The sequence below is a fragment of the Nitrosomonas sp. Nm166 genome, from assembly GCF_900112825.1.
Taxonomy (GTDB): Bacteria; Pseudomonadota; Gammaproteobacteria; order Burkholderiales; family Nitrosomonadaceae; genus Nitrosomonas.
Genome location: NZ_FONE01000114.1, coordinates 1 through 1,535, shown reverse-complemented (window position 1 = coordinate 1,535; position 1,535 = coordinate 1). Strand labels below are relative to the sequence as shown.

Below are 1,535 nucleotides of genomic sequence, written 5' to 3'. Positions count from 1 at the left end.
TGTATTCGACAGCCTGGACGCACTTGAAAATCACCTGGAAGCGGCACTGTATGACATGGAAAAGGATCGTGAATGTGTCCAATCCATCGTTGCATGGCCCTGGATCATAAATTCAATTATGAAATAGAATTGGAATAACATCCCGCGAGTATCTCAAAGCGATGTAATCGAAGCAAGAATATTGCGAACCCTCAATCATTGGCGTACTATGTACACCAGATCGACTTTGAGAACTTTCATCAGGTGAGCCATGCCATAGAGTTTATCGAAACCCCTACCTTTACGAAGCAAATCAAGGCGCTCGCTACAGATGATGAGCTCAAGAAACTTCAGATCGAACTCATCGCGCAACCTGATAAAGGTAATTTAATCGAGGGGACCGGAGGGCTTCGGAAAGTCAGGATGGCTGCAAGTGACCAAGGAAAAAGCGGTAGCGTTCGAGTTATATACTTTTTGGCCACCGCTGAGATTATTTATCTGGTACTTGCTTACCCCAAGAATGTGAAAGACAACTTAACCAATGCTGAAAAAGCTGAGCTGAAAAAATTGACCAAATTACTCAAAGAGGAGGTTTGAACATGAGCGTTTTTAATGAATTAAAAGCTTCTCTCCAGGAGGCTGTCGATATTAAACAGGGTGTGAAATCACCATGTCGTGTGACTCGCTTTGAAGTCGCCGATGTGAAAGCTCTGCGCTCGCAACTGAATGTCTCTCAGCAAGAACTCGCCACGGCATTGGGTACCAGTGTCGACACCATCAAAAGCTGGGAAAACAAACGGCGCAACCCGACTGGTTTGGCAGCAAAAGTACTCGCAACTATTCAAGATAACCCCAAATTCTTCTACGAGCTGGCATCTCACTAAACTCTGATCATGGTGCCGCCTTTGAAATGACGTTGGAGCGTCAGCACACGTCGGGGACCCATTTCTCGATAGATGCGCCGTCGTTGAACCACACTGTCAACGACGCACAACGCTCTCAAAAAAGCGCATGACAAATGGGACCCTCATGCTCTAGCTTTACCACTCATCAGTTTTTATTTTCTATCAATATTTTTAATGAGTTAGAATATTTTTTCATATTGCTAATTGCCACCAAAACCAAAGACCAACCCTTCATCCGGTTGGTTTTTTTTGCCTACTCCCGCGTGTTACGAGGGTTCATGCGGATTCTTGCGGACTTCGAGGTTTCAAGAAATACCATAAATTCGCTCATTTTTTCTCTCTTTGCCCCATTATTCTCTCCAACCCTGCCTGTCATGCAAGCACGAAGTCCACAGGTTTTTATTTTTTTGACGATAAAAATCAACGAATTACGTGCGGACTAATCAAGTGGCTTATTTTTAGCATTGGTAGGCGGAGGAACCCGCCCCGATTCAGACAGTGGAGAATGCGGTATTTTCAGGAGAGGATTTATTCCAATTCTATTTCATAATTGAATCGATGCCACCCTGCACCATCAAGCACCAGGATAATCCGGTCATTTGGATGACGCGATGCTACTTCATCCAGAAATACCTGCATACAATTGCTATT

Annotated in this window: 2 protein-coding genes; both read left to right on the top strand. The window is 44.3% G+C overall.

Features of this window, described 5'->3' with window-relative positions:
• Window positions 1-243: 243 nt before the first annotated feature.
• Entirely contained in the window at window positions 244-576 is a 333-nt protein-coding gene (locus BM021_RS14990; protein WP_090721769.1) for a type II toxin-antitoxin system RelE/ParE family toxin, read from the top strand.
• Window positions 577-578: 2 nt separating this feature from the next.
• Window positions 579-863, top strand: a complete 285-nt coding sequence (nadS, locus tag BM021_RS14985) for a NadS family protein (RefSeq protein WP_090721768.1) — start codon at window positions 579-581, stop codon at window positions 861-863.
• Window positions 864-1,535: the final 672 nt, after the last annotated feature.